Source organism: Kitasatospora sp. NBC_00070 (assembly GCF_045041205.1).
Taxonomy (GTDB): domain Bacteria; phylum Actinomycetota; class Actinomycetes; order Streptomycetales; family Streptomycetaceae; genus Kitasatospora.
The window spans coordinates 4952542-4972834 of the sequence record NZ_CP108247.1; the positions used below are offsets into that span (position 1 = coordinate 4952542).

Annotated in this window: 14 protein-coding genes and 1 pseudogene; 7 read left to right on the forward strand and 8 right to left on the reverse strand. The window is 72.3% G+C overall.

What is annotated here, in order from left to right; all coding sequences use genetic code 11:
• Positions 1-214 precede the first annotated feature (214 nt).
• The 3 genes from serA to OHV05_RS22750 all read left to right on the forward strand — a co-directional run bounded on the left by serA (position 215) and on the right by OHV05_RS22750 (position 5675).
• Entirely contained in the window at positions 215-1795 is a 1581-nt protein-coding gene (serA, locus tag OHV05_RS22740) for a phosphoglycerate dehydrogenase (protein ID WP_403044648.1), read from the forward strand.
• A gap of 261 nt (positions 1796-2056) precedes the next feature.
• A complete protein-coding gene (locus OHV05_RS22745) occupies positions 2057-2209 on the forward strand; it encodes a hypothetical protein (protein ID WP_405019295.1) in 153 nt (50 codons plus the stop codon).
• Between the two features lie 196 nt (positions 2210-2405).
• Complete coding sequence (locus OHV05_RS22750; protein WP_405019296.1) at positions 2406-5675, forward strand: S8 family serine peptidase; 3270 nt, start codon at positions 2406-2408, stop codon at positions 5673-5675.
• On the opposite strand, the gene OHV05_RS22755 is transcribed toward OHV05_RS22750, so the two are convergent.
• Both OHV05_RS22755 and OHV05_RS22760 read right to left on the reverse strand, forming a co-directional pair.
• A complete protein-coding gene (locus OHV05_RS22755) occupies positions 5616-6140 on the reverse strand; it encodes a GtrA family protein (RefSeq protein ID WP_405021521.1) in 525 nt (174 codons plus the stop codon). The two genes, OHV05_RS22750 and OHV05_RS22755, sit on opposite strands and share 60 nt — an antisense overlap.
• 778 nt (positions 6141-6918) lie before the next feature.
• Positions 6919-8502: pseudogene (locus OHV05_RS22760) on the reverse strand (YfhO family protein); the annotation flags it as partial.
• Between the two features lie 249 nt (positions 8503-8751).
• Between OHV05_RS22760 and OHV05_RS22765 the strand changes: the two are divergent.
• From OHV05_RS22765 to cimA, 4 genes are all read left to right on the forward strand, one after another.
• Positions 8752-9789 (forward strand): 3-isopropylmalate dehydrogenase, encoded by a 1038-nt coding sequence (locus OHV05_RS22765; RefSeq protein ID WP_403044637.1) that lies wholly within the window; start codon positions 8752-8754, stop codon positions 9787-9789.
• Positions 9790-9970: 181 nt separating this feature from the next.
• Complete coding sequence (locus OHV05_RS22770; protein ID WP_403044635.1) at positions 9971-11083, forward strand: branched-chain amino acid aminotransferase; 1113 nt, start codon at positions 9971-9973, stop codon at positions 11081-11083.
• Positions 11084-11179: 96 nt separating this feature from the next.
• Positions 11180-11749, forward strand: coding sequence for a Uma2 family endonuclease (locus tag OHV05_RS22775; RefSeq protein ID WP_405019297.1), 570 nt, complete (start codon positions 11180-11182; stop codon positions 11747-11749).
• A 330-nt stretch (positions 11750-12079) separates the two neighbouring features.
• Positions 12080-13693 carry a citramalate synthase gene (cimA, locus tag OHV05_RS22780; RefSeq protein WP_405019298.1) on the forward strand — a complete coding sequence of 538 codons (1614 nt, stop codon included), beginning with the start codon at positions 12080-12082 and terminating at the stop codon, positions 13691-13693.
• 57 nt (positions 13694-13750) lie between these two features.
• Here the strand turns inward: cimA and OHV05_RS22785 are convergent, their stop codons facing one another.
• The 6 genes from OHV05_RS22785 to OHV05_RS22810 all read right to left on the reverse strand — a co-directional run bounded on the left by OHV05_RS22785 (position 13751) and on the right by OHV05_RS22810 (position 20264).
• Entirely contained in the window at positions 13751-14335 is a 585-nt protein-coding gene (locus OHV05_RS22785) for a GTP-binding protein (protein WP_405019299.1), read from the reverse strand.
• The gene (locus OHV05_RS22790; protein WP_405019300.1) at positions 14316-14984 is read right to left on the reverse strand and encodes a DUF742 domain-containing protein; all 669 of its coding nucleotides are present in this window, start codon (positions 14982-14984) and stop codon (positions 14316-14318) included. The genes OHV05_RS22785 and OHV05_RS22790 overlap by 20 nt, the downstream gene beginning before the upstream one ends.
• A 163-nt stretch (positions 14985-15147) precedes the next feature.
• Positions 15148-15561, reverse strand: coding sequence for a roadblock/LC7 domain-containing protein (locus OHV05_RS22795; RefSeq protein ID WP_057232378.1), 414 nt, complete (start codon positions 15559-15561; stop codon positions 15148-15150).
• 10 nt (positions 15562-15571) lie between these two features.
• Positions 15572-18940 (reverse strand): nitrate- and nitrite sensing domain-containing protein, encoded by a 3369-nt coding sequence (locus OHV05_RS22800; RefSeq protein ID WP_405019301.1) that lies wholly within the window; start codon positions 18938-18940, stop codon positions 15572-15574.
• 300 nt (positions 18941-19240) lie between these two features.
• The gene (locus OHV05_RS22805; RefSeq protein WP_405019302.1) at positions 19241-19825 is read right to left on the reverse strand and encodes a GTP-binding protein; all 585 of its coding nucleotides are present in this window, start codon (positions 19823-19825) and stop codon (positions 19241-19243) included.
• Positions 19806-20264, reverse strand: coding sequence for a DUF742 domain-containing protein (locus tag OHV05_RS22810; protein ID WP_405019303.1), 459 nt, complete (start codon positions 20262-20264; stop codon positions 19806-19808). The genes OHV05_RS22805 and OHV05_RS22810 overlap by 20 nt, the downstream gene beginning before the upstream one ends.
• Between the last annotated feature and the right edge of the window lie 29 nt (positions 20265-20293).

A 20293-nucleotide genomic window follows, 5' to 3' on the forward strand; every position in this document is an offset into this window, starting at 1 on the left:
GCTGCGCGCGACAACTTCCTTTGTACAACCAGGCTGCTCCCGTCCGAGTGATTTCGCCGGACGGGAGCAGCCCGGCCGCCAGCCCGTCGATACACTTCCGAGTGCGCGTCAGGCCCACAGCGTCGTGCGTCTATCTACGCGGCATGCCACCTTCCCCCGCTTTCCACGCCACCATCGTGCGCGGGGAGAACCGGACAGTTAAGGACACACTGTCGTGAGCAAATCCGTAGTACTGATCGCCGAAGAGCTGTCCCCCGCCACCGTCGACGCGCTCGGCCCGGACTTCGAGATCCGGCACTGCAACGGCGCGGACCGCACCGAGCTGCTGACCGCGATCGCGGACGTGGACGCCATCCTGATCCGCTCCGCCACCAAGGTGGACGCGGAGGCGCTGGCCGCCGCGAAGAAGCTCAAGGTGGTCGCCCGCGCGGGCGTCGGCCTGGACAACGTGGACGTGGCGGCCTCCACCAAGGCCGGCGTGATGGTCGTCAACGCGCCGACCTCGAACATCGTCACCGCCGCCGAGCTGGCCTGCGGCCTGCTGATCGCCTCGGCCCGCAACATCGCCCCGGCCAGCGCCGCGCTCAAGCAGGGCGAGTGGAAGCGCAACAAGTACACCGGCGTCGAGCTCTCCGAGAAGACCCTCGGCGTGGTCGGCCTGGGCCGGATCGGCGTGCTGGTCGCCCAGCGGATGTCCGCCTTCGGCATGAAGATCGTGGCGTACGACCCCTACATCCAGGCCGCCCGCGCGGCCCAGATGGGCGTCAAGCTGCTCTCGCTGGAGGAGCTGCTGGAGGTCTCGGACTTCATCACCGTGCACCTCCCGAAGACCCCCGAGACGATCGGCCTGATCGGCGACGAGGCGCTGCACAAGGTCAAGCCGACCGTGCGGATCGTCAACGCGGCCCGCGGCGGCATCGTGGACGAGGCCGCGCTGGCCTCCGCGCTGCGCGACGGCCGGGTGGCCGGCGCCGGCCTGGACGTCTACGCCAAGGAGCCGTGCACCGACTCCCCGCTGTTCGCCTTCGACAACGTGGTGGCCACCCCGCACCTGGGCGCCTCCACCGACGAGGCGCAGGAGAAGGCCGGCATCGCGGTCGCCAGGTCGGTCCGCCTCGCCCTCGCGGGCGAGCTGGTGCCGGACGCGGTCAACGTCCAGGGCGGCGTGATCGCCGAGGACGTCCGCCCGGGCCTGCCGCTGGCCGAGAAGCTCGGCCGGATCTTCACCGCGCTGGCCGGCGAGGTCGCCGTCCGGCTCGACGTCGAGGTCCGCGGCGAGATCACCCAGCACGACGTGAAGGTGCTCGAACTCTCCGCGCTCAAGGGCGTGTTCGAGGACGTCGTGGCGGAGACGGTGTCCTACGTCAACGCCCCGCTGTTCGCCCAGGAGCGTGGCGTCGAGGTCCGCCTGACCACCTCCAGCGAGTCGCCCGAGCACCGCAACGTGATCACCGTGCGCGGCACCCTGGCGGCCGGCGGCGAGATCGCCATCTCCGGGACGCTGTCCGGTCCGAAGCAGATCCAGAAGATCGTCGGCGTGGACGCCTTCGACGTGGACGTGGCGCTCACCGACCACATGGCGTTCTTCAAGTACGAGGACCGCCCCGGTGTGGTCGGCACCCTCGGCCGCATCCTCGGCGACGCGGGCATCAACATCGCGGGCATGCAGGTGGCCCGGGACGGCTCCGAGGCGCTGGCCTCGATCACCGTCGACAGCGAGGTCTCCCAGGAGGTCCTGACCGAGATCTCCGGCGCGATCGGGGCGCGGTTCGCCCGCTCCGTCAACCTGGGCTGATCACCCGTCGGAGGGCCCGGTCCGCTTCGGCGGGCCGGGCCCTTTTCCGTCCTCCGGGCGGGTCCTGTCTCAGATACTAGGAAATCCAACTATCCGTGCAGACAGCACCCGTTCCAGGTCGTACCGTGAAGGAGCCACCCGGCGAGCCGCCCCTCCCACTGGAGGGAGCCAGGCCCGGATGTGCGCGTACGCAGTTCGGGCAGGCGACCCCTGGCCGGCGTACCCGAAACCCTCTCCCCGCACGACCTCAAGGAGTTCGGTATGCCCCCCACCGCAGACCGCCACGCCGCCGCTTCCGCCGCCCAGGCCGTGGCCCCCCGCCGCCGTCGCCGGGCCGAGCCGCACCCCGACGCCGCCGCCGCCCTGCAGCGGGCGCTGGACCGCCGCGACAACGGTGGCGCCACCGGCCACTGAGCCGTTCGCCGGGCGGGTCACGGGCATTGCGCCGAACGCCTGACGATCCGTCACCCACAGGAGTGCAGTGCACCCCCGGACGAGGGACGACGCTCGCCCTGCCCGGCGCGATGATCGTAATTTGGTGCCTCCGGAAGGGTGATCGGGCTCCGCACGGCGCGGACCCGCCAGAGCCCCTGCCGGGGGAGACAGCCCCGTGCGCACCAGCTCAGCACTCCGCTTCGGCATCGCGCTGCTGACCGGCTCGCTCGCGCTCGCCGCCGTACCACCCGTGGGTGCGGCGGCCGAGCGCGGTCCTGACGTCCGCCACAGCGTCCTGCTCGAACTCGACACCGAGGCCGCCGCCCCGGCCTGGCAACGCGCCGCCGACCAGGCCAGGGGCGAACGCCGGTCACCGGACGCGGTCCGCCGGGCGGCCTCGGCCGCCGGGGCCGAACAGCGCCGGGCCGCCACCCGGGCGGTGGACCAACTCGCGGGTGCGGTACGGCGATCCGCCCCCGGCGCGCGCGAGCTGTACCGCACCGGCACGCTGCTGACCGGGATCGCGGTCAGCGCCCCGGTCACCGCGCTGCCCGCGCTGGGCCGGCTGCCCGGGGTGCGCGCGGTGCACCCGATCGCGCTGAAGAGCCGGGTCAACGGGTACTCCGTCCCGCTGCTCGGCGCCCCCGCCGTCTGGTCCGGTCCGTCCGGCAACACCGGCCGGGGCGTCAGCGTCGGCATCATCGACTCCGGCATCGACTACACCCACGCCGACTTCGGCGGCCCCGGCACCGAGCAGAGCTTCAAGGACGTGGACGGCGCCAAGCCCGCGCCCAAGGGCCTGTACCCGACCGAGAAGGTGTACGGCGGGCGGGACCTGGTCGGCGACGCCTACGACCCGGGCACGCCCGAGGGCGGCGTCCCGAAGCCGGACGACAACCCGATCGACTGCGCGCTGAACGGCCACGGCACGCACGTCGCGGGCACCGCCGCCGGGTACGGCGTCACGGCGGCCGGCCAGACCTACCGGGGCCCGTACACCGGCGGCCTGGACCCGGCCGGCTTCAAGGTCGGCCCCGGCGCGGCGCCCGAGGCGCGGCTGTTCGCGATCCGGGTGTTCGGCTGCGACGGCTCCACCGACCAGCTCACCCAGGCGCTCGACCTGGCCGCCGACCCGGACGGCGACGGCGATCTGACGGACCGTCTGGACGTGGTCAACCTCTCGCTCGGCAGCCCGTTCGGCGGCCCGGACGACGCGGACGCGATCGCCGCCGACCGGCTGGCCGCGTTGGGCACCGTGGTGGTCGCGGCGGCGGGCAACGAGGGCGACGTGTACGCGGTCGGCGGCAGCCCGGGCACCGCGCCCCGGGTGCTCACGGTGGCCGCCTCGGTCGACCCGCACGGCGACGCGGACGGCCTGCGGGTGCTGGCCCCCGAGCCGCTGGCCGGGCTGGTCCCGGCGCACTGGAGCGCCAAGTACCAGCACTGGGCGGACCGCGAGGTGCAGGGGCGGCTCGCGCTGCCGGTCGACCAGTCGGACGGCTGCACGGCCTTCTCGGCCGCCGACGCGGCCCGGCTCAAGGACCGGATCGCCCTGCTCTCCTGGCGGACCAAGGACCCGGACCGGGCCTGCGGCTCGGCGGCCCGGGCCGACCACGCGGCCGAGGCCGGCGCGCTCGGTGCGCTGTTCGCCGCCGACGGCGACCACCTCGGCGAGCTGGCGGGCAACGACCGGGTGCCGGTGGCGATCCTGGCGAAGGCGGACGGCGAGCGGCTGTTCCGGGCGGTCGAGGCCGGCCCGGTCACCGTCCAACTCGCCACCCCCGGCAACCCGTTGCACGGCGCGGTGGCCCAGGACCAGCCGCAGCGGACGGACACCCTGACCACCTTCACCTCGCGCGGGGTCGGGCTGCCCGGGATGGTCAAGCCGGACCTGGCCGCGCCGGGCGAGACCATCTGGTCCGCCAAGGCGGGCGCGGGCTCCGGCGGGATGCGCGAGGACGGCACCTCGATGGCCGCCCCGCACGTGGCCGGGCTGGCCGCGCTGGTCCGGGCCGCGCACCCCGACTGGACGGTGGCCCAGCTGAAGGCCGCGCTGATGAACACCACCGGTGACACCTGGGCCGGTGACGACCGGTCGGGTCCGGTGTACGGGCCCGAGCGGACCGGTGCCGGGCGGGCCAGGGTCGACCTCGCGGTGGCCACCCCGGTGGTCGCGTACGCGGCCGGGCCCGAGGTGGACGGCGCGGTCGGGCTCTCGTTCGGTCCGGTGCCGGTCACCGGGCCGCTCACGCAGAGCCGGGAGGTCGAGCTGCGCAACTTCGCCGACCGCCCGCTGGAGTACCGCACCGGGTACCTGCCGGCCACCGAACTCCCCGGCGCCTCCTTCGAGCTGACGCCGGACCGGGTCACCGTGCCGCCCGGCGGCACCGCTCGGGTGACCGTCACCCTGCGGGTGCCCGGGCAGTTGGACCGGGCCCCCGATCCGACCCTCGACCTGGTGCAGGGCGGCAAGGCCAGGAGCTACCGGGGCGAGCTGTCGGGCCGGCTGCTGCTGACCCCGGCCGAGACCGGGGCGCCCGCGCTCCGGGTGCCGCTGTTCGCCGCACCGCACGCCGCCTCGGAGCTGACGGCGGGTCCGCAGGTCCGGGCCGCCGGGACCACCCTGCTGAGCATCACCGGCACCGGTGCGCCGACCGCGCACGGGGCGCTGGTCAGCGCCTTCGCGCTGGGCGGCGAAGCGGCCCGCTGGCCGGACTGCCCGGCCGGGGCCGGCGAGGAGGAGAAGGCGGCCGGCGTCTGCGTGACCGCGCCGGGCGACCGGGCCGCCAACCTGCGGGCGGTGGGCGCCGCCAGCGACGCCCCGGCGGTCGGCGGCGAGCCGCTGGAGAACGGCACCCTCTACCTGGCCGCGAGCCTGTGGGCACCGGCCGCCACCCCGGCGGGCGGCGTCACCGTCCGGGCCTCGCTGGACACCGACGGGGACCAGGTCACCGACGTGGTGGTGACCGCCGACCGGCGCAAGGGCAGCGACGTGCTGGTGGCCAGGACACTGGACGCCAGGACCGGTGAGGAGCTCGACGTCCAGCCCCTGAACGCCCGGTGGGGCGACACCGACACCGGCCTGCTGGACAGCGACACCCTGGTGCTGCCGGTCCGGCTGGCCAAGCTGCCGGGCCTCCGGCAGAGCACCTCGAAGATCCGGTACGGCCTGTGGACCGCGTTCGCCGCGCCCGGCACCCCCGACCCGGCGGCGGCGCTCTCCTCGATCGGCCTGCAGGGCGACCGGCCCACCCTGACCGTCGACGTGCTCGCCCCGGCGCTGGACGTCCGGGCCGGAGCGGGCGGCCCGACCGCCGTCACGGTGCCGGAGCAGCCCGGGACCGTCCTGGAGGTCAGACGGCGCGGGGCCGGGGCGGACCGGCTGCTACTGGTCCACCACTTCAACCCGGACGGCCGCCGGGCCCAACTGGTCAGGCTCCGCTGAGGCCCGGCCGGTCAGCACCAGCCGGGAGAGCAGGAAGGTGACCGGGATCGCGACCGCGGCAGCCAGCAGCGGCGCGATCCGCGAGTCCAGCCCGAGCCACTGCACCAGGGCCAGCACGCCGACGCTCTGCACCAGGTAGTTGACGAGGTTCGGCAGCGGGAAGAGCAGGAACTTCCGCCAGCTCGGCCGGGTCCGGTAGGTGAAGCGGGTGTGCAGGAAGAACGAGCCGACCATGCTGAGCAGGAAGGCCGCCGTGAACGCCGCGAAGTACGGCAGGAAGGGGTGCAGTGCCAGGTAGAGCAGGTAGAAGGTGCCGGTGTTCACCAGCCCGACCAGGCCGAACCTGACGAGCTGCCAGAGCTGAGCCTTCACCGGGCGCCCCGATCTCGAAGTGGTCGGGCCAATGTACTCCGGGAACCCGCTCGGCCCGGGCCCTCCGGCGCAGCAGCGGGACCAGCGCGACACCGACCAGCACCGCCAGCGCCGCCCCGCTCAGCGCGACCCCCGGCATCAGGCCCGGGGGCCGGTAGACGCAGCTCAGCCGGGCGGCCCCGGCGCCGAGCGGGACGCCGATCATGCCGAGCACCGAGCCGGCCGGCCGCTCGGGCCCGTCGTCCACCGCGCACTCCCAGCCGGTGACGGCCGGGACGGAGATCAGCGCGGTGCCGGTGGAGCCGGGCGGCAGTTCGGCGCTGACGGAGTGTCCGGTGCTGTGCACGGCGGTCGCGCCGTTCGGCCGGGCCAGGGCCCGGCCGAGTGCGGCCCGGTCCAGGCAGCCGACCGGCTGGGCCGGGACCTGGGCGGCGGCGTCGGTCCGCAGCGCCACCCTGACCACGCCGTCGGCCGGGGCGTCGCCGAGCAGCCGGATCGGCATCGCGGTCGTCGGCTGCCGCCCCCGGCTGAGGTACGTGGTGCCCAGGCCCTGCACCGTGCCCTCGAACCACGGGCCGTGGAAGAACACCTGGTCACCGGGGAGGCAGCTGCCCTCGAAGGTGGTCCAGGCGCCGTCGGTCGGGGTGGCAGGGACCGACCAGCCGCTGCTCCCGTGCAGGGTCGGGGCGGGGCCCGCGACCGGGGTGAGCTGCGGCACCCGGTAGACGGTGGCGCCGAGCAGCGACTGCTGCCTGCCCCAGACCGAGGAGGTGTCGGGGGCGGGTCCGGCCGGCCGCAGGGTGACCAGCGGGGCGGCGGGGGAGTGCCCGACGGTGAAGCCGTCCGGCGCCGGTCCTTCGTCCAGGTAGGTGGTCACCCCGAACAGTGCCCGGCCGACCGGGTCTGCCGGGCCGAGGGTCTGCCGGCCCTGGTCGTACCAGCCCGCGCCCAGGTCGTGCAGCAGCTCCGCGGTGGTCCGGGGCAGCCGGTCGGCGGCGTACGCCCCGCCCTCGCCGCCGAGCAGCAGCGGGTCGTTGGCGGTGAACTCGTGCGGGCCTGGGTCGGTCCGGCCGTGCGGCCAGTCCTCGGCCTGCCGGATCAGCCGGTGGGCGGTCAGCGTCCGGGCGCTGACCGTCTCCCGGGGCTGGAAGGACGGCAGCCGGGTGACCGCGTACGTCGAGTGGACCGCCCCGGCCAGCACGCCGAGCGTCAGCACCGCGCCGACCGTCCGCCGCGCCGTCCCGCGCTCCCACAGCCGGAGCGCGCCGAGCACCAGCCCGCCGCCCGCCGCCAGCAGCACCCAGGTCGCGGTGCGGACCGAACTCTGCCCGTGGCCGAGCAGGGCGATCAGCGCCACCACTGCGGCGCCGCCGAGCAGCGTGACCAGGTCGGGGCGGCGGGCGAGCGAGACCCAGGCGGCCGGCACCAGCAGCCCGCTCAGCACGAAGGCGGCCCGGTAGGGGGTGCCGGTCGGGAGGCTCAGACCGTGCCAGAGCAGGACGGTCGGCTCCCACACGAAGCTCGCACCGACCAGCAGCAGCAGCGCGTACCAGCCGATCCGCTCGCGGATGGGCACCCGGCGGTTGAACGGCAGGCCGGCCACCAGCAGCAGGCCGAGCAGGCCGACCGAGACGTTCGGCAGGACGTGGTCCGGGCGGCCGCCGGGCAGCAGCTGGGCCAGGTAGTCGGTCAGCCCGGGCGGCCCGTCGTAGGTGCCGGGCGGGGCCGGCTGGGCGGCCTTGTCCGCCTTCAGACCCACCGTCAGGACGGGAGCGGCCAGCAGCACCCCGAGCACGGCCGTGCCGGCGGCCCGCACCAGCACCCGCAGCCGGGCGAGCACCGGCCGGTCGGTCAGCAGCAGCACCCGGAGCAGCAGGACCAGTCCGGCGCCGAGGGTGGCCATCGCACCGGTGGGGAGGTTGCCGGCCCAGGCCGCCGCGACCGCGAGGCTGCCGAGCACCCGGTGCCGGCCGCGCAGGCACCAGTCGCCGACCAGGCAGAGCAGCGGCAGCGAGACCAGGCCCCACATCCACATCGGGGCGGGCGAGCCGTCGTCGAGCACCCAGGCGCAGAGTCCGTAGCCGACCGCGAGCAGCGCCCGCAGCAGGCCGGAGCCGGGGTGCAGACGGCCCAGGAAGCGGGTCATCAGCGCCGCGCCGAGGCCGATGCCGAACAGGGTGACCAGGAAGACCGGGACGTTCACCGCGGACCGGGGGAACAGGCCGACCAGCCAGGAGAACGGGTTCATCAGGTAGCCGAAGAAGTCGGGCAGGAAGGGCGCGCCGTACCCGCTGTTCCAGTTGAACAGCAGGTCACCGGTGGTGTCGCCGTGCATCAGGTCCCACAGGTGGGCGTGGAACGGGACGAACCGGTCGCCCAGGTCGCCCGCCGTCCGCGAGCGGTCGCCGAACGGGTGGCTCCCGTGCAGCGCCGTCCCCAGGCAGTACGCGCACATCGAGATCCCGGCCGCGAGCGCGGCCGCCGCCGCCTCGGCCCGGCGGCTGGATTCGCTCACGTGCGGCCGCTCCTGACGGTCTGTCCTGATTGTCCGTTTCCGAGCATAGGTGACGGACCGTCAGGAGGGCCCGACCCACTCGCCGGGCGATCCGCCCGGCCGCCCGGAGCGATGTCCGAAACGGTGTCCGATGTCCGAATGGCGGACGTCAGGTGTCAGCCCCTGGGACGCCGGAGTAGGGTCGCGTGCATGTCTCGCAGCCTTCGTCTCGCAGTTGTCCCCGGTGACGGTATCGGCCAGGAAGTGGTGGCCGAGGGCCTCAAGGTGCTCGCCGCCGTCCTCCCCGCCGACGTCAAGGTGGAGACCACCGAGTACGACCTCGGTGCCCGCCTCTATCACCGCACCGGCGAGACCCTGCCGGACGCGGTGCTGGAGGAGCTGAAGACCCAGGACGCGATCCTGCTCGGCGCCATCGGCGACCCGAGCGTGCCGTCCGGCGTGCTGGAGCGCGGGCTGCTGCTCAAGCTGCGGTTCGCCTTCGACCACCACATCAACCTCCGTCCGGGCAAGCTGCTCCCCGGCGTGCAGTCCCCGCTCGGCGGCGACCCCAAGATCGACTTCGTGGTGGTCCGCGAGGGCACCGAGGGCCCGTACGTCGGCAACGGCGGCTCGCTGCGCACCGGCACCGAGCACGAGGTGGCCACCGAGGTCAGCCTGAACACCGCGTTCGGCATCGAGCGGGTGGTCCGGGACGCGTACAAGCGCGCCGCCGCCCGGCCGCGCAAGAAGCTCACCCTGGTGCACAAGAACAACGTGCTGGTGCACGCCGGTCACCTGTGGTCGCGGATCTTCGCCGAGGTCGGCCGGGAGTTCCCCGAGGTCAGCACCGACTACCTGCACGTGGACGCGGCGACCATCTTCTTCGTCACCCAGCCCGAGCGCTTCGACGTGATCGTCACCGACAACCTGTTCGGCGACATCCTCACCGACCTGGCCGCGGCCGTCACCGGCGGCATCGGCCTGGCCGCCTCCGGCAACATCAACCCGAGCGGCGCCTTCCCGTCGATGTTCGAGCCGGTGCACGGCTCGGCCCCGGACATCGCCGGCCAGGGCAAGGCCGACCCGACCGCCACCGTGCTGTCGGTCGCCATGCTGCTGGACCACCTCGGCTTCGCCGAGGAGGCCGCCAAGGTCGAGGCGGCCGTCGCGGCCGACCTGCTGGCCCGCTCCGGCACCCGTTCCACCTCCGAGGTCGGCGACGCGCTCGCCGCCCGAGTATCCGGCTGACGGGCCGGAACCAAGCATCGGGGATCCGGCCGACGGGCCGGCATTTCCCCACGTAGCAGCCGACCGGCTGTTCGGCACGGCCCTCTGGATGCGAGTATCGACAGTGGGCCGTGCCTTCGTGCGTTCTTTCCTCATCGAGGGTGGCGGCCCGGACCAACCCCACGGTGAAGGACAGACAGTCATGAGTACGCCCACCCAGGCGCCCATCACGTTCGACCTCAAGCCCTCCGCGCACCCGCTGGCGGACGGCGAGCGCGCGGCCCGGCTGGCCAATCCCGGCTTCGGACGGGTCTTCACCGACCACATGGTCACCATCCGGTGGACCGAGGGCCGGGGTTGGCACGACGCGCAGCTCGCCCCGTACGCCCCGCTGGAGATCGACCCGGCGAACATGACCCTGCACTACGGTCAGGCGATCTTCGAGGGTCTGAAGGCTTACCGTCAGGCGGACGGCTCGATCGCCACCTTCCGCCCGACCGCCAACGCCGAGCGCTTCCAGGCGTCGGCGCGCCGGCTGGCGATGCCCGAGCTGCCGACCGAGACCTTCGTCGAGGCGGTCGAGCTGCTGGTCCGGCAGGACCAGTCCTGGGTGCCGAACGAGCCGGAGCAGAGTCTCTACCTGCGTCCGTTCATGTTCGCCACCGAGGTCGGCCTGGGTGTCCGCCCGGCCAACGAGTACCTCTTCATGATCATCGCCTCGCCGGCCGGTGCGTACTTCCCCGGCGGCGTGAAGCCGGTCTCGGTCTGGCTCTCCGAGGAGTACGTCCGGGCCGCGCCCGGCGGCACCGGCACCGCCAAGTGCGCCGGCAACTACGCCGCCTCGCTGGTCGCCCAGGCCCAGGCCGCCGAGAAGGGCTGCGACCAGGTGGTCTGGCTGGACGCGGCCGAGCACCGGTGGATCGAGGAGATGGGCGGGATGAACCTGTACTTCGTCTTCGGCGAGGGCGCGGACGCCACCATCGTCACCCCCGAGCTCTCCGGCGCGCTGCTGCCCGGCATCACCCGCGACTCGCTGCTCTCGCTGGCCGCCGACCGCGGCTACGCGGTCCAGGAGCGGAAGATCTCCACCGACGAGTGGAAGCAGGGGAACGCCGACGGCACCCTCACCGAGGTGTTCGCCTGTGGCACCGCCGCCGTGATCACCCCGGTCGGCTCGGTCAAGTCCGCCCGCGCGGACTGGACGGTCGGCGCCGGCGAGCCCGGGCCGATCACCATGGAGCTCCGCAAGGCCCTGCTCGCCCTCCAGGGCGGCCAGGCCGAGGACACCCACGGCTGGCTCCACAAGATCGTCTGACGCCCTCGTCCGGGCGTCCCGCCGACTGCGGGGCGCCCGGTGTGGGTAACCTCGAACCACCCGCTCGTTGAGCCTTGCGGACCGGAAGGAGGGGCCATGAGCGCTGCGACGCACGACTTCGCCGAGACCTGGCACTACTCGGGCGACGACCTCCTCGAAGCCTTCCTGGCGCTGGAGACCCCCGAGGGTTTCAAGGCCGAGCTCATCGACGGGGAGATCATCGTGACCCCACCGCCGGACACCAATCATGAGATCGCGATCGGCCGTTTCGTCCGGCAGGTCTTCCGGAACTGCGCAGCGGATCTCGACTTCGCGCCCGGGATCGGACTCGTCGTCCCCGGAGGACGCTTCATCCCGGACGGTACGTTCATCGAGCGCGGAGCCATGGCCGACCGGGAGTCGTGGTCCGAGCCGATGGGTGTCCTGATGGTGCTCGAGGTCACCTCCAGTCGGCCGGAGAAGGATCGGGAGGCCAAGCGCAAGGGGTACGCCGCTGCCAGGATTCCGCTCTACCTCCTGGTGGACCGTCAGCGGAACGAACTCGTGCTGTACGGCGATCCCGGGGCGGGTGACTACGCATCGGCCCTGCGGGTGGTGCTCGGTGCCGTACTGCCGCTGCCCGAGCCGTTCGGATTCGCGCTGGACACGGCCGACCTGGTCGGCTGACCGTCCCGGATCGCGAGACGGGCGGGCCGCATCGCGGATGGTGTGCCAAACTCCGAGGGTGTCCTCGCTTTCGCTGATTATTAGCAGCAGGCGCGCCGGTCCGCAGTGACCGTCCCCGAGTAACCCATCTCGCGGGGCGACCACCAGCGTCCAGACCCGCGCGCAGACCTCTCGCATCCGCGAGGGGTTTTTTGTTTTGCCCGGACCGGCCACCGGCCCCTCACGAGGGGGTTCGGGGACACCGGGAGCGCGCGGGATGCTGGACAGTGGAGCCGGATCAGGTATCCCGGCAACAGCAGCAGTACCTCCCCGAACGGAGAACCCAGGGTCATGACCGAGGCCAGTAGCCGACCCAACGACAGCTTCCACGTCTTCGACACCACGCTGCGCGACGGCGCCCAGCGCGAGGGCATCAACCTCAGCGTGGCCGACAAGCTGACCATCGCCCGGCACCTGGACGAGTTCGGCGTCGGCTTCATCGAGGGCGGCTGGCCGGGGGCCAACCCGCGGGACACCGAGTTCTTCGCCCGGGCCGCCGCCGAGCTGGAGTTCAAGCACGCCCGGCTGGTCGCCTTCGGCGCCACCCGGCGGGCCGGCGGCAAGGCCGCCGAGGACCCGCAGCTCGCCGCGCTGGTCACCTCGGGCGCGCCGGTGATCACCCTGGTCGCCAAGTCGCACGACCGGCACGTCGAACTGGCCCTGCGCACCACGCTGGACGAGAACCTGGAGATGGTCCGGGACAGCGTCGAGTACCTGCGCTCGCAGGACCGCCGGGTCTTCATCGACTGCGAGCACTTCTTCGACGGCTACCGGGCGAACCGCGAGTACGCCCTCGCGGTGGTCGCCACCGCCCACCGGGCGGGCGCCGACGTGGTGGTGCTCTGCGACACCAACGGCGGGATGCTCCCGCTCGGGGTGCGCGAGATCGTCGCCGACGTGATCGCCGAGACCGGGGCCCGGATCGGCATCCACGCCCAGGACGACACCGGCTGCGCGGTGGCCAACACGCTGGCCGCCGTGGACGCCGGGGCCACCCACGTGCAGTGCACCGCGAACGGCTACGGCGAGCGGGTCGGCAACGCCAACCTGTTCCCGGTGGTCGGCGCGCTGGAGCTGAAGTACGACCGCCGGGTGCTGCCCGCCGGGAAGCTGCCCGAGATGACCCGGATCTCGCACGCGATCGCCGAGGTGGTCAACCTGGCCCCCTCCACCCACCAGCCGTACGTGGGCTTCTCCGCCTTCGCGCACAAGGCCGGGCTGCACGCCTCCGCGATCAAGGTCGACCCGGACCTGTACCAGCACATCGACCCCGAGCGGGTCGGCAACACCATGCGGATGCTGGTCTCCGACATGGCCGGCCGGGCCTCGATCGAGCTCAAGGGCAAGGAGCTCGGCTACGACCTCTCCGCCGACCGCGACCTGGTCGGCCGGGTGGTGGCCAAGGTCAAGGAGCAGGAGAACCTCGGCTTCACCTACGAGGCGGCCGACGCCTCGTTCGAGCTGCTGCTCCGGGACGAGGTGCGGGGCAGCCGGGAGCGGTTCTTCACGCTGGAGTCCTGGCGGACCATCAGCGAGCAGCTGGCGGACGGGAGTCCGGGCAACGAGGCGACCGTGAAGCTCTGGGCCAAGGGCGAGCGCCGGATCGCCACCGGCGAGGGCAACGGCCCGGTGCACGCGCTGGACCAGGCGCTGCGGAGCGCGCTGGAGCACATCTACCCGCAGCTGGCCCAGCTGGAGCTGGTGGACTACAAGGTCCGGATCATGGAGGGCGCGCACGGCACCAGCTCCAAGACCCGGGTGCTGATCGAGTCCACCGACGGGGTGGCCACCTGGTCCACGGTCGGGGTGGCCGACAACGTGATCGGGGCCTCCTGGCTGGCCCTCGAGGACGCCTACACCTACGGCCTGATCCGCGCCGGGCTCGACCCGGCCGCTACGGACTGAGCAGCCGTCAGAAAGGGCCCGCCGTACCCACGGCGGGCCCTTTTCGATGTTCTGGTATCACCGGAGTCGGGCGAGGAGGGCGTGTTCGACGAGGGTGATGAGGGCGCTTTTGGCGCTGTCTCGGCGGCGGGCGTCGAGGGTGATGACGGGGGTGTCGGGGCCGAGTTGGAGTGCTTCGCGGACTTCGTCGGCGGTGTGGGGTTGGTGTCCGTCGAAGCCGTTGAGGGCGACGACGAAGGGGAGTCCGCTGTTTTCGAAGTAGTCGAGTGCGGGGAAGCAGTCGGCGAGGCGGCGGGTGTCGACGAGGACGACGGCGCCGATGGCGCCGCGGACGAGGTCGTCCCACATGAACCAGAAGCGGTCCTGGCCGGGGGTGCCGAAGAGGTAGAGGATGAGGTCTTCGTCGAGGGTGATGCGGCCGAAGTCCATGGCGACCGTGGTGGTGGTCTTGCCCGCGGTGTGGGTGAGGTCGTCGATGCCGGCGCTGGCGCTGGTCATCACGGCTTCGGTGCGCAGCGGGTTGATCTCGGAGACCGCGCCGACCAGGGTGGTCTTGCCGACGCCGAAGCCGCCTGCGACGACGATCTTCGCGGAGGTGGTCGCGCGGGCGGGGGCGGCCGCGTTAGAGCTTGCGAAGTCCACTGAGGACCCTTTCGAGCAGCGTGACATCGGGCTGGTTGCCGGATTCGCCGCCGGCGGCGGGCTGGTGGATGGCGACGAGGCCGGCCTCGGCGAGGTCGGCCACCAGGATGCGCGCCACCCCGAGGGGGAGGTTGAGCAGAGCGGAGACCTCGGCGACGGACTTCACCTCGGTGCACAGGGTGCAGATCCGCTGGTGCTCGGGGAGCATCGAGGCCAGTCGGTCCGGCGAAACATTGGCCGAAACCAGTGCCTCCAGGGCCAGTTCGTACCGGGGGCGGGTGCGTCCGCCGGTCATCGCGAACGGCCGGATCAGCGGTCCGGAGTCCTGTTCGTCGTCGAACTCCTCGACGTGGCCCGGTTCTTCACCGTGGTCGGGGAAGGCGCCGGGGCCCTGGTAGTCCTGGTAGCCCGGGCGCTGCGGCTGCTGGTCGCCGTAGGGCTGGCCGTACTGCGCGGACTGGTCGTACTGCGGCCGGTTCGGCCGACCGTACTGCTGGGGCTGTTGCTGCTGCTGCGCGAACTGCGGCTGGCCGTAGGCGGGTTGGCCGTACGGCTGACCGGGGCCGACGCCGGGGGCTCCGAAGGCGTCATGGCCGGTGCCTGGGTACGGAACGCCGTACTGGCCGCTGCGGTCGTCGGGCGGGGTCACGGTTCCTCTCCTCACAAGGTGCGGCGGTGCGGTGCAGGCACCGACCCCCGAGGGGCCGCTGCCGGTGGTGCGAAGGCCGTACAACGCCCGAACCCGGGCCCACTGTTGGGGCCCGGGACGGACATGAGGTCATTCGAATACCAGGACGGTATCCGACGAACCGTCAGTGCAGGAGACTGCCCTGGAGTTCGGCGCGGAGTGCGGGGGTGAGGACGGCTCCGGCGCGGTCGACGAGGAGGGCCATTTCGTAGCCGACGAGGCCGATGTCGGAGTCGGGGGCGGCGAGGACGGCGAGGGAGGAGCCGTCGCTGACCGCCATGAGGAAGAGGAAGCCGCGTTCCATCTCGACGACGGTCTGGTTGACGTCGCCGCCCTCGAAGATCCGGCTGGCGCCGGAGGTGAGGGAGGTCAGGCCGGAGGCGACGGCGGCGAGCTGGTCGGCCCGGTCGCGGGGGAAGCCTTCGGACATGGCGAGCAGGAGACCGTCGGCGGAGACCACCACCGTGTGCGACACCCCGGGGGTGTTGTCCACGAAATTGGTGATCAGCCAGTTCAGGTTCTGTGCGGCCTGGCTCATCTGACTCAACTCAACGCTCCTGGTGGTTCGAGCCGCCGAAGAGATCGGTGCTGTTCTGCTGCTGGGGGTCGATCCGGAAGCTTCCGGTGTTGCCCTGGTCCGCGCCCGCACTACGGCCCTGTTCGACGCCGCGGCGCAGGTTGGTCAGGCGACCGCGGACCTCCTCGGGGCTGCGCGAGACCTGGGGGCCGTCCTGGGGGCTGGGCTTGGCGTTCCCGGCGACCAGGTTCTGCTTGGGTACCCGGCGGGGCAGGCCGGACGGGGTGGTCCCGCCGGCGGCCGGCTCGCGGAGCTGGTTCGCGCGCTGCCAGTCGCCGTCGTTGGGCGACTGCCAGTCACCCCGCGGGGCGCCGGTCGGGCCGGTCGGCCCGTACCCGCCGAGCGCCGACACCTCGTGGCCCCGGTTCTCCGGAGCCTCGGTGGTGTCCTTGGCACCGGCGAACCAGTTGGGCTTCTCGGCGTCGCCCTGACCGCCGCCGAACATGTTCGGGCCCGGGCGGTCGGCCGAGGCACCCGCACCGGCCAACTGCTGGCCGGGACGGCGCTGCGGCAGACCCGAGCCGAGGGTGCTCGCCGGAGCGGCCGACGGCAGCGCCGCGGGCTCCGGGGTGTACGGGTGGCCGGACGGCTCCTCGTACTGCTCGTACGGCTGGTACTGGTCCTGCTGGTAGCCGTACTGCTCCTGCTGCCCGTACGACTCCTGGGCGGCCGCCTCGGCGTACTGCGGCTCCTGGTACGGCTGGCCGTACGGCGAGTCGCCGTACTGCTGCTGCTCGTCCTGGTAGCCGTAGCCGTCCTCGGCGTACTGCTGCTGGGGCTGCTGGGCGCCGAACGGGTCGCGATAGGCGTCCTCGGCGTACGGCTGCTCGGCGTACTGCTCCGGCTGCTGGTAGGCGTAGGCGTCCTCGGTGTAGCGCTCGGGCGCGTACGGCGACTCCTCGACCTCGGCGTCGATCACCGGCTCCGCACCGGGGCCCGCCTCCAGGGCGGTCCGGCGGCGCTGGTCCAGCCGCTGGGAGCGCTGCATGGCCTCCAGGGCGGGGCTGAAGCCGCTGCTGCCCCCGTGGCCCGTCAGGTGGTCGTCGAAGCCCAGCTCGGCCGCGCTGCGGCCCTGCTCGACCCCGTTCCACTCGTCCTGCGGCTCCTGCTCGGCGAAGATCCGGGAGACGGTGAACTGCTCCTCCGGCTCCGGCAGGGCGGCCAGCTCGGTCAGGTGCTGCGGCAGCATCACCAGCGAGGTGGTGCCGGCCGACTCGCCCGAGGGGCGGAGCTGGACCCGGAGGTCGTGCCGCTGGGACAGCCGGCCGACCACGAACAGGCCCATCCGGCGGGAGATGGTGGCGTCCACCGTGGGCGGCTCGGCCAGCTTCTCGTTGATCTCGGCGAAGTCCTCGGCGGTGAGGCCGATGCCCTTGTCGTGGATCTCGACCAGCACCCGGCCGTCCGGCAGCCGGGTGGCGTTGACCAGTACCCGGGTCTGCGGGCTGGAGAACGAGGTGGCGTTCTCCAGCAGCTCGGCGAGCAGGTGGACGAGGTCGGTCACGGCGGCGCCGATCACCTCGGCCTCCGGGATGCCGGCCAGCTCGATGCGCTCGTACTGCTCCACCTCGGAGGCGGCGGCACGGAGCACGTCGACCAGCGGCACCGGGGTGTTCCAGCGGCGGCCGGCCTCCTCGCCCGCGAGGACGAGCAGGTTCTCGCCGTTGCGGCGCATACGGGTCGCGAGGTGGTCCAGCTTGAAGAGGTTCTCCAGCTGGTCCGGGTCGGCCTCGTTGTTCTCGAGGTCGGTGATCAGCGCCAGCTGACGCTGGATCAGGCCCTGGCTGCGACGGGACAGGTTGGTGAAGATCGCGTTGACGTTGCCCCGGAGCAGGGCCTGCTCGGCGGCCAGCGAGACCGCCTGCTGGTGGACCTGGTCGAAGGCGCGGGCGACCTCGCCGATCTCGTCCTTGCCGTACAGCGGGATCGGCGACACCGAGGTGTCCACCCGGTCCGGGTCGGTCTTGGAGAGCTTCTCGACCAGGTCGGGGAGACGGTGGTTGGCGATCTCCAGCGCGGCGCTGTTCAGGGTGCGCATGCCGAGGATCATCGAGCGGGCGATCAGACCGGTGAAGAGACCGGCCAGGGCCAGCGAGACCACCACGATGACCGAGTTGAGGATCATGTCGGTCTGCGCGCGGTTCTTGATGTTGGCCGCGTCGCCGACGACCTCCTCCAGCAGGCGGGTCTCGGTGGTGCGGAGCGCGTTGATGTGGCTCGCGGTGGCCTGGTTCCACGCCTCGGGCGTGAGACCGGCGTCGCGGGCCGCCTGGAACGCCTTCGCCTCTTCGTTCGGGTTGTTGCGGGCGGTGCCGACGAAGGACAGGCCGAGCGAGATCAGGCCCTGCATGGTCGGCGCGTTGTCGGTGCCGGGCACCTTCAGCGCGGCGCGCTGGTCGGTGGCCGCCTGGGTGACCAGGGCGTCCGCGTAGACCTTGACGTCCTCGGCGGGGCTACCGGTGTTGAACTCGTTGACCGAGACCTGCTCCAGCTTGCTGGCCACGGCCAGCTGCTGGACCAGTTCGAGCTCCTCCTGCGAGGTGGTCCGCTTCTGGCTGATGCCGACCAGCAGGTTGAACATCAGCACGCGCTGGGTCGAGGCGGAGGCCTTGGCCAGCGAGATGGCGTAGATCGCCCGGCCCTTGCTGGTGACGCTGGAGCTGCCGAAGCCGACCGAGTTGTCGTAGGCCATCAGCGGCGCGAGCAGCATCGAGTACGCGGCCTGGGTCGCGGTCGCGTACAGCTCGGGCTTGTAGGCGTTCTGGCGCAGGTGCGGCAGGTGCACCACGAGCTGCTGGAAGGCGGCGTCGCGGCGGGACAGCATGTCGTCGTCGGAGATCGCGTTGAACGCGGTCCGGTACTCGGCCAGGGCCTGGTCGGTCTTGTCCCGGTACTTCTTCACCTCGCCCTTGTCGTCCAGCCCGACCAGCAGGGGGATCGAGGTGAGGTCGCGCTCGGACTCCAGCGCGTGGGCCAGCTCGGTGGCGGCCTTGGCGAGCTGGGCGGTCTTCTCGGCGTGGGTGGCCTTGACGAAGTCGTCGAAGGAGCTGTTGACGCGGAGGCCGCCGAAGACCAGCGAGATGATCACCGGGATCAGCAGGATCGCGATCAGACGGGTGGGCACCCGCCAGTTCCGGGGCGCCAGGAACTCGTACCGGCTCGGGGCCGGCGTGGCGGCGGAACTCCTCGCTCCGGCCGGTCCGTTGGCCGCCGGGGCCGCGGGTCGCTCCTCCGCGCTCGGCGTGAACGCCGAGAACCCGGGGGCCTGGCCGCTGCCGCCCGACTCGTTCTCGCGGGGCTCGGAGCGCCGCTGCGGGGTGACTGGCTGCTTACGCCTCACTCGACAACAACCTCTCTAATCCCCGCTCGCCGCAGCCCGCTGCTGGGTGGAACTGCCAGGGTGGCGATGGGGTAGCTGGCATTTCAGCACGTGTGCGGATGGGGGACAAACAGGCATCCGCGCACGATTTGCTGCGTACAAATCAGACATTCACTATCAAGAGCGGACCGAATACTGCAGAGTGCGGTCCGAATACTACGGAGAGTTACTTTCGATCTTTAAATGCCTACCGAACCGTTATCACTCTCACCCGACCGTTCACCTCCGGGTACGAACTCTCGGTGACCCGGGGTGGGACGACTAGCGCAGTCGGGCGAGGAGGGCGTGTTCGACGAGGGTGATGAGGGCGCTTTTGGCGCTGTCGCGGCGGCGGGCGTCGAGGGTGATGACGGGGGTGTCGGGGCCGAGTTGGAGTGCTTCGCGGACTTCGTCGGCGGTGTGGGGTTGGTGTCCGTCGAAGCCGTTGAGGGCGACGACGAAGGGGAGTCCGCTGTTTTCGAAGTAGTCGAGTGCGGGGAAGCAGTCGGCGAGGCGGCGGGTGTCGACGAGGACGACGGCGCCGATGGCGCCGCGGACGAGGTCGTCCCACATGAACCAGAAGCGGTCCTGGCCGGGGGTGCCGAAGAGGTAGAGGATGAGGTCTTCGTCGAGGGTGATCCGGCCGAAGTCCATGGCGACCGTGGTGGTCGTCTTCCCGGAGACATGGCTGAGGTCGTCGATGCCGGCGCTGGCGCTGGTCATGACGGCTTCGGTGCGCAGGGGGTTGATCTCGGAGACCGCGCCGACCAGGGTGGTCTTGCCGACGCCGAAGCCGCCTGCGACGACGATCTTCGCGGAGGTGGTCGCGCGGGCGGGGGCGGCCGCGTTAGAGCTTGCGAAGTCCACTGAGGACCCTTTCGAGCAGCGTGACGTCAGGCGTTCCGCCCGACTCGCCCGCGGCGGCGGGCTGGTGGATGGCGACAAGACCGGCTTCCGCCAGGTCGGCGACGAGGATCCGGGCGACCCCGAGCGGCACGCCGGCCAGCGCGGAGATCTCGGCGACGGATTTCACTTCGCGGCAGAGACTCACGATCCGGGCGTGCTCGGGCAGCAGGCCACCGGTGCGCTCGGCGGAGGCGGTGGTGGAGATCAGCGCCTCGATCGCGAGCTGGTACCTGGGCCGGGTGCGGCCGCCGGTCATCGCGTACGGACGGACCAGCGGCTGCTGCTCGTACCCGCCGGACTCCTGGCCGCCGTAGCCACTGCCGCTGCCGGACTGCCGGGGGCCGTAACCGCCGCCGCCGTACCCGTTGTTGCCGTAGGAGCCGGCGGGTGTCGGGGTCATGAGTCCTCCTTGTGCTGCCGCCGTTCGCA

Excerpts from the sequence above, each read along its gene's own strand:
- OHV05_RS22745 (WP_405019295.1), top strand. The coding sequence starts at position 2,057 with ATGCCCCCCACCGCAGACCGCCACGCCGCCGCTTCCGCCGCCCAGGCC.
- OHV05_RS22765 (WP_403044637.1), top strand. The coding sequence starts at position 8,752 with ATGTCTCGCAGCCTTCGTCTCGCAGTTGTCCCCGGTGACGGTATCGGC.
- OHV05_RS22770 (WP_403044635.1), top strand. The coding sequence starts at position 9,971 with ATGAGTACGCCCACCCAGGCGCCCATCACGTTCGACCTCAAGCCCTCC.
- OHV05_RS22775 (WP_405019297.1), top strand. The coding sequence starts at position 11,180 with ATGAGCGCTGCGACGCACGACTTCGCCGAGACCTGGCACTACTCGGGC.
- cimA (WP_405019298.1), top strand. The coding sequence starts at position 12,080 with ATGACCGAGGCCAGTAGCCGACCCAACGACAGCTTCCACGTCTTCGAC.
- OHV05_RS22795 (WP_057232378.1), bottom strand. The coding sequence starts at position 15,561 with ATGAGCCAGGCCGCACAGAACCTGAACTGGCTGATCACCAATTTCGTG.
- OHV05_RS22810 (WP_405019303.1), bottom strand. The coding sequence starts at position 20,264 with ATGACCCCGACACCCGCCGGCTCCTACGGCAACAACGGGTACGGCGGC.